Source organism: Streptomyces sp. TAA040, from assembly GCF_000424845.1.
Genome location: NZ_AUKR01000048.1, coordinates 1 through 7,616, shown reverse-complemented (window position 1 = coordinate 7,616; position 7,616 = coordinate 1). Strand labels below are relative to the sequence as shown.

Annotated in this window: 8 protein-coding genes; 2 read left to right on the top strand and 6 right to left on the bottom strand. The window is 71.3% G+C overall.

Going from position 1 to position 7,616, the window contains the following annotated elements; genetic code table 11:
* On the bottom strand, window positions 1-323 hold a 323-nt coding region (locus H300_RS0121295; RefSeq protein ID WP_028427027.1), incomplete at its 3' end, for a transposase.
* Window positions 324-860: 537 nt separating this feature from the next.
* On the opposite strand from H300_RS0121295, the gene H300_RS0121290 reads away from it, so the two are divergent.
* Entirely contained in the window at window positions 861-2,660 is a 1,800-nt protein-coding gene (locus H300_RS0121290) for an AfsR/SARP family transcriptional regulator (RefSeq protein ID WP_486583988.1), read from the top strand.
* A 101-nt stretch (window positions 2,661-2,761) separates the two neighbouring features.
* On the top strand, window positions 2,762-3,424 hold the full coding sequence (locus H300_RS0121285) for a class I SAM-dependent methyltransferase (RefSeq protein WP_028429001.1): 663 nt from the start codon (window positions 2,762-2,764) through the stop codon (window positions 3,422-3,424).
* Between the two features lie 42 nt (window positions 3,425-3,466).
* Here the strand turns inward: H300_RS0121285 and H300_RS0121280 are convergent, their stop codons facing one another.
* Genes H300_RS0121280 through H300_RS0121260 form a run of 5 tightly spaced genes read right to left on the bottom strand, consistent with a single transcriptional unit; the run spans window position 3,467 to window position 7,213 of the window.
* Window positions 3,467-4,567, bottom strand: a complete 1,101-nt coding sequence (locus H300_RS0121280; protein WP_028429000.1) for an HAD-IIIC family phosphatase — start codon at window positions 4,565-4,567, stop codon at window positions 3,467-3,469.
* A 35-nt stretch (window positions 4,568-4,602) separates the two neighbouring features.
* Window positions 4,603-5,718 (bottom strand): acyl-CoA dehydrogenase family protein, encoded by a 1,116-nt coding sequence (locus H300_RS0121275; protein WP_028428999.1) that lies wholly within the window; start codon window positions 5,716-5,718, stop codon window positions 4,603-4,605.
* Complete coding sequence (locus tag H300_RS0121270; RefSeq protein ID WP_028428998.1) at window positions 5,711-5,992, bottom strand: acyl carrier protein; 282 nt, start codon at window positions 5,990-5,992, stop codon at window positions 5,711-5,713. Before H300_RS0121270 ends, H300_RS0121275 begins: the two co-directional genes overlap by 8 nt.
* 22 nt (window positions 5,993-6,014) lie before the next feature.
* Window positions 6,015-6,884 (bottom strand): 3-hydroxyacyl-CoA dehydrogenase family protein, encoded by an 870-nt coding sequence (locus H300_RS0121265; protein WP_028428997.1) that lies wholly within the window; start codon window positions 6,882-6,884, stop codon window positions 6,015-6,017.
* A gap of 17 nt (window positions 6,885-6,901) precedes the next feature.
* Entirely contained in the window at window positions 6,902-7,213 is a 312-nt protein-coding gene (locus H300_RS0121260; RefSeq protein ID WP_028428996.1) for an alpha/beta hydrolase family protein, read from the bottom strand.
* Window positions 7,214-7,616: the final 403 nt, after the last annotated feature.

The window sequence follows — 7,616 nt, the reverse complement described above, 5'->3', positions numbered from 1 at the left end:
CCCTTCCTCGCCCGCACCGACGCAGCATCGACGATCGCGGACGACCAGTCCAGCTCACCCCCGGCGCCGAGTTCGTCCAGCACCGCCCGGTGCAGCCGACGCCACAACCCGACCTCGGTCCACACGGCGAACCGGCGGTGCGCGGTGGCCGGCGAGACACCGAGGGAATCCGGCAGATACCGCCATGCACAGCCGCTCGTCAGCACATACACCACAGCCGTGAACACCGCCCGCTCATCCACCGGAGCTGTACCACCGCCCTGCGGGCGGGATGTGAACCTCGGCAACAACGGAGCCGTCAGCTCCCACAGTTCGTCCGGCACCAGCCGACGCGACAGATCAGCACCCACAGCCCAGCATCATGCCGCATCAGCGAACGACCACATGAGACGCCTTCCTACCTGGCTCCGACTCAGCAGCAGCGGTCGGGCCGCACCGCGAATCCGGCCGAGGGGCGAGAGCACCTCGTGGCAAGGACTTTCTCGACACGCTCGCGCGGCCGAATTCCGTACGGGTGTTCTGGGCCGCGCTGACGGTGCCGGGGCACCCGGGTCGACGTCGGTGCGGTGGTGAGCGGTCTCACCGGCCGCTGCGTCGTGGTGGGCGGCCTGGTCCTCACCACAGTGATGGTTCCGCGCAGCGTAAACCCGGCATGAGCGCAAGACCTGCGCTCTAGGAATACATCTAAATACGACAGGACCGCGTTGACCCCTACAGGGCCACCCAAGACGCTGGAAGCAGTCTTGCCCGCCGGTCGTGCGATAGAGAGGACTCCCGTGAACTTTCTGTTGCTGGGCCCGCTTTCCGTCCGGTTGAACGCGCGTGAGGTGCACGTGTCGGCGCCGAGGCAGCGCGTGGTCATGGCAGCGCTCCTCCTCAACGCCAACCGGGTGATCTCGGTCGACCGGATCGCCGAGTACGTCTGGGACGGCGCCCCGCCGCCGAGTGCCGCCGCGACCGTCCGCACCTACGTGATGCGCCTGCGGCAGTCGCTGGGCGAGCACGCCTCCGCCCGCATCCTCACCCGGGCGCCCGGCTACCTCCTCGAACTCGGCGAGCACGAGAGCGATCTCGGGCAGTTCACGGCCCACCGCCGGCGTGCGGCGGATCTGGCCGAGCGCGGAGACCTGGAGGGCTCCTCTGCCGAGCTGACCGAAGCACTCGCCCTGTGGCGCGAGGAGCCTCTGGCGGACATCTCGTCGCGGACGCTGCGCGATGTGGAGGGCCGCTATCTCCAGGAGCTTCGCCTGCAGACCATGGAGCTGCGGTTCGACGCGGAGCTGGCGCTGCTGCGGCACGCCGAGGTCGTGCCGGAGCTGGTGCGGCTGGTGCGGAAGCACCCCTTACGGGAGGCCCTGGTGGGCAAGCTGATGCTCGCGCTGTTCCGCTCGGGCCGACAGTCGGAGGCCCTGGATCTCTACCGGCGCACCCGGACGCTGCTCGTCGAACAGCTCGGCGCCGAGCCGAGCGCCGATCTGCGCGAGGTCCATCGGCACATCCTCTCGGCCCACGACCAGCCCCGTGCGCCTGACCCGCTGGATCAGTCCGCGAAGGCCCCGGAGGCAACCGTCGGACCGGCGCCAACCGCCGCCTGGGAAAGGCCCTGCTGGCCGAGTCCGGCGCAGCTTCCCTCGGTGCCGCTGCCGCTGTCGGCCCGCTCCGATGCGCTGGCGCGGCTGCAGCGCTTCCTCACGAACGGCACGATGCCCGCGGGCATGGTGGCGACGGCAGTGGTGACCGGCCGGGGCGGTGTCGGCAAGAGCACCCTGGCCCTGCACGCGGCGCACGCCGTGCGCGGTTCCTCGACGCACGGCCAGCTCTATGCGGATCTCGGCGGAGCGGAGCGGCCGCTGACTTCCCGGGCGGTGCTGCCGCGGTTTCTGGCGGACCTCGGTGTGCCCCGGGGCGAGATACCCGAGGAGGAGTCGGAACGGGAGAGCCTCTACCGCTCGCTCACCGCGGGCCGCCGTCTGCTGGTGGTACTCGACAACGCCTCCAGCACCGCGCAGGTGAGGCCGCTGATACCGGGCAGCGGCAGCAGCAGGCTGCTGGTGACCAGCCGACGGCGGCTGGCCGATCTGGAGGGGGCGCGCACCCTTCTGCTCGGCCCGCTGGACAAGGCCGGGTCGCTGGAGCTGCTGGGCAGCATCGTCGGTTCGGCCAGGGTCGGTGTCGAACCGCGGGCGGCCCGTACGGTGCTGACGGCCTGCGCGGGCCTGCCGCTGGCGATCCGGATCGCGGGGACCCGGCTGCTGGAGCGCCCGCACTGGAGCATCGGGCACTTCGCCCGGCGGCTCACAGAGGCCCCGCGGCTGCTGGACGAACTGTGCGCGGGCGACCTCGGTGTCCGGCCCTGCCTCGACGCCGCCCACGCCGGGCTCCAACGGGCGGCGTCGACCGGGGTCGACCCGGCCGAGGTGTTCACCGCGCTGGGAGCCGCCGGTGCCTGTTCGGTCTCCAGCAGCAGGGTCGCGGTGATGACCGGCTGCTCCGAGGCGCAGGCCGAGGAGGCCCTGGACTCCCTGGTCGAGGCGAATCTGCTGGGTCCGCCGACGGGGGGCCGCTACCAACTGGACGCACTGCTGCGGGCGTACGCCCAGGAGCGGGCGCAGGCGGTCGCCGTACGTCAGCACGGCCACCCGTACGTGCGCGCCGGGTGACCGCCCCGGCGACGGGCACCCGGCGGCCCTGTCCCCTTCGCCCCGATTCCTTTCGACCCGATCTCCTTCGACCCGATCTCCTTCGAGAGGACCCCCGCACCATGGCCGACCAGACAGCAGCCACCCACGACCTGCTCGCCTATGTCCGGGGAGTCTCCCTCCGTGACGACGATCTCCTCAGGGAGCTGCGGGAGACCACTGCGGACCTGCCGGGCGGGAGCGCCATGCAGGTGATGGCGGAGGAGGGTCAACTGCTGTCCCTCCTGGTCAGGTTGACCGGAGCGCGGGCGGTGCTGGAGATCGGCACCTTCACCGGCTACAGCACCCTGTGCATGGCCCGCGCGCTCCCGGCCGACGGCGTGCTGGTGTCCTGCGACATCGACGACCGGTGGCCGGCCATCGGCGCCGACTTCTGGAAGCGGGACGGGATCGACGCGCGGATCGACCTGCGGATCGGCGATGCCGCCGCGACGCTGGACGCACTGCTGGCGAAGCGCGGACCGGAGAGCTTCGACCTGGTGTTCATCGACGCGGACAAGGCCAACTACGTCCGCTACTACGAGACGTCTCTGGCCCTGCTGCGCGCCGGCGGTCTGATCGTGGTCGACAACACCCTCTTCTTCGGCCAGGTCGCCGATCCGGCCGCCGTGGACCCGGAGACCGCCGGGGTCCGGGCTCTGAACCGGGTGCTGCACGAGGACCCTCGGGTGGACCTGTCACTGCTGGTGATGGCCGACGGGATCACACTCGTCCGCAAGCGCTGAGGGTGGCGGGCCGGAGCCCGGGAGCACCGGCCGCCGCGGCGGTCACGACGTTCCCGGGCCCCCTTCCGACATGCTCAGGTCGGGTTCGTCCACGCTCATGACGGTGGACACCACGCGCGGGCCAGGGACCAGGTGCAGGCGCTGGAGTCCGGTGTTCTCCGGAGCCGGTGCGAGGACGGCGGCGCACGGACACGGGGCTTCGTCCAGTCCGTCGAAGCCCGCGAACCGGTAGGCGATCTCCATCATCCGGTTGCGTTCGGTCGTCCGGAAGTCCGCCACCAGGTGGTCTCCGGACCGGGCGGCTGCGTCGGCCAGCCAGTTCAGCAGGGTCGCGCCGGCACCGTAGGCGACGACCCGGCAGGAGGTGGCGAGCAGCTTGAGGTGCCACAGGCCCGGGTGCCGCTCCAGCAGCAGGACGCCGACCGCGCCGTGCGGGCCGAACCGGTCGGTGAGGGTGACCACCAGGACCTCGTGCCGGGGGTCGGTGATCAGGCCGCGCAGCACCGTGTCCGGGTAGTGGACCCCGGTCGCATTCATCTGGCTGGTGCGCAGGGTGAGTTCCTCGACCCGGGAGAGTTCCTCGCCGGTGGCCCGGCCGATGCGCATCCGCAGGTCCAGGGAGCGCAGGAACTCCTCGTCGGGGCCGGGGGCGGCGGCCCGCTCGGCCTCGCGACGGAAGCCCGCCTGGTACATCCGGCGGCGCCGCCGGGAGTCGACGCTGCTGGTCACCGGAGTGAACTCGGCGAGTTCGGGGAGGGCGAGGACCTGCTCGGCCGGGTAGCACCGTACGTCGGGCAGGTGGAAGGCCACTTCGGCCCGCTCGGTGGGCCGGTCGTCGACGAAGGCGATGGTCGTGAGCGCGAAGTTCAGCCGGTCGCCGATCCGGCGCACCGACTGGGACTTGGCGCCCCACCCGATCTCCGGCAGGACGAAGTACTCGGCCACGCCGAACGCCTCCAGCCGGGCCCAGGCGTGCTCGTGGTCGTTGCGGCTGGCGATGGACTGGAGGATGCCGCGGGAGTCGAGCTCGATCACCACCCTGCGCACCTCGTCCGGCAGGTGCACCTCGCCGTCCTCCAACAGGGTGCCCTGCCAGAGGGTGTCGTCCAGGTCCCAGACCAGGCACTTGACGGTCTCGACCATGTCGTCCTTCCTCGTCTCGTCGGCCACGGGCCCGCTCACAGTGCCCCCGGAGCGGAGAGGGCGTGCTGGGCCAGCATCAGCCGGCACAGCTCGTTGCTGCCCTCGATGATCTCCATGAGCTTGGCGTCCCGGTACGCCCGGGCCACCACGTGCCCGTCCCGGGACCCGGCCGAGGCCAGTACCTGGACGGCGGTCGCCGCGCCCCGGGCGGCCTGGGTCGCGCCGACGTGCTTGGCCAGGACGGTCGCCACCACCTGGTCCGGCGACCCTTCGTCCCAGCAGCGGCTGGCGTGCTCGCAGACCCGCGTGGCCACCTGCTCGGCCGTGTAGATGTCGGCGATGTGCCCGGCGACGAGCTGGTGCTCTGCGAGCGGTCTGCCGAACTGCTCCCGTCCGGCGGCGTGCGCGGTGGCCGCCGCCAGACAGGCCCGCAGGATGCCCACGCAGCCCCAGGCGACGGACATCCGCCCGTAGGCCAGCGCGGTCGTCACCAGCAGGGCGGTCGGCAGTCCGTGACCGCCCAGGACGCTGTCGGCCGGCAGCCGCACCCCGTCGAGGTGTACGTCCGCGTGTCCGGCCGCACGGCAGCCGAGTGGGGCGGCGATCCGCTCGATCCTGACGCCGGGCGTGTCGGTGGGCACCACGACGGCTCCCGCGCCGTCCTCGTAGCGGCCGACGACGACCAGCAGGTCGGCGTAGTGGGCGGCGGTCACCCACTTCTTGTGTCCGTCGAGGACGACCGCGTCGCCGTCGCGGCGGACGGTCGTCGTCATCGCCGCGAGGTCGCTGCCGGCGCCGGGCTCGCTGAAGCTGACCGCCGCCAGTCCGCCGCCGGTCAGCCGGGGGAGATGGGCGGCCGACTGCTCGGCGGTGCCCAGGCGTCGAATGGTCCATGCCGCCATGCCCTGGGAGGTCATCACGCTGCGCAGCGAGCTGCACAGGCCGCCCACGTGGGCGGTGTACGCGCCACTGTGCATGCTGCTGAGACCCCGGCCGCCGTACTGCTCCGGGACTTCGGCGCACAGCCGGCCCTCGGCGCCCAGGTCACGGAGCAGGTCCAGCGGGATGAGGCCGGTCCGGTCCCACTCCCCCGCCAGGTCTCCGACCCGAAGGGTGACCGAGGTCATGGCGCCGCTCAGGTCCTCACCCATGCCGGCCCCCGGCGGCGGCCACCTGGAGCCGGTCCACCAGCTCCGCCATCCGCTGCACCGTGCGGAAGTTGTCCAGCCGCAGGTCCGCGCCGCGGACGGCGATGGCGTAGGTCTTCTCCAGGTGCACCACCACCTGCATGGCGAACAGGGACGACAGGCCGCCGGTGTCGAACAGGTCGGTATCGGCGTCCCAGGCGGTTCCGGTGCGTCCTTCCAGGAATCCCAGCAGTTCCTTCTCCAGGCCGTGGGTGTTGGGCGTGTTGGCTGTGGTCATGGCCGTCTCCTCGTCGGGGTGATCAGGTGTAGTCGTAGAAGCCGCGTCCGGACTTACGGCCCAGTCGGCCCTCGCGGACCAGCCGGAGCAGCAGTTCGGTGGGACGGCAGCCGTCGTCACCGGTGCGCTCGTGGAGCACGGTGAGGGAGTCGACGAGATTGTCGATGCCGATCAGGTCCGCGGTGCGCAGCGGCCCGGTGGGGTGTCCCAGGCAGCCCTGCATCAGGGCGTCGACGTCCTCGGCGGTCGCCGTGCCCTCCTCAACGACGCGGGTCGCGTCGTTGATCATCGGGTGCAGGATGCGGCTGGTCACGAAGCCGGGTGCGTCCCGGACGACCACCGTCCGCCGCCTCAGTGCCGTGAGCAGGGCCGCCACGGCGGCCATCGCGGGGTCCCCGGTCCTGGCGCCGCGGACCACTTCGGCGGTTCCGATCAGGTAGGGCGGGTTCATGAAGTGGGTGCCGACCAGTTCCTCCGGCCGTTCCAGGGCCCCGGCCAGTTCGTCGACGGGGATGGAGGAGGTGTTGGTGATCAGCAGGGTTCCGGGCCGGACCAGTCCGGCGACCTCGGACAGTGCGGCGGCCTTGATCGCGGCGTTCTCGGTGACCGCCTCGACGACGGCGGTGGCTCCGGCGACGGCCTTGAGCGAGGTGTCCGTGGCCAGGATGCCGAGGGGCGTCCCGGCGGGCAGGGCGCCCATCAGCTCGGCCAGCCGGAGTTCGCCGTCGATCAGGTCCGCGGCTTGGTCGAGCCGTTCCCGGTCGATGTCGACCAGGTGGACCGGCAGGCCGTGTCCGAGGGCGAGGACGGTGATGCCGACCCCCATCACCCCAGCTCCCAGCACGGTGAGGGCGGGTCGCGGGGAAGGGTCGTCGTACGGGGCCGCGGTCAACGGGTTCTCCTTCGTTTTCACAGGTCGTCGGGGGCGCGGAGAGTGGTACCGAGCCAGTCGGCGACGGCGTCGCCCGTGGTCGCGACATGCTGTTCCATGATCGAGAAATGGTCTCCGGGAACGTCGACGACGGTGTCGGCACCGGCCCAGGACGAACGCCAGTCACCGGCTTCGGCGGACGGGCGGCCGAGCGGGGTGGAGGCGCGGACCAGCAGCAGCGGCGCGCGGACCGCCGGGGGGGTCCAGGCGTCGAGCAGACGGAAGTAGCCGCCCATCGCGGTCAGCCGGGTTCCGTCCATCGGGGCCGCGCGGTCCTCGCGGGCGAACATGCCGCTCAGCAGGACGTCGTTGAACTGGGTGATGCCCTGGTTGTCGGAGAGGTAGGTGTCCAGCAGCCAGGGTCATTGCACGAACAGGATCGGTCCGGTTCGTCGGTCTCGTGTGTGACGTGACGTCATGTACCGGTGTGTGGCGGGGTGTCCCTGGAAAGAAGTGCAGGCACGGCCGTCGGTGATCATGTGGTTGTCGAAGACCCATGAGAACCGAGCGAGACCGTGCCTGCCCAAACATCATCGCCCATGCCCGCCGGACTGGGAAAACTGGCCCTTCCGAACCCTCACGTCGCCCTGCAGAATGCCGCTGACCTGCGGCGCTTCCTGATATGGATACCAGATCCGCGCGGCCTGCGAGGACGGAGGTATCCGATGCTCCCGCTGTTGTGCGCGGCGGCCG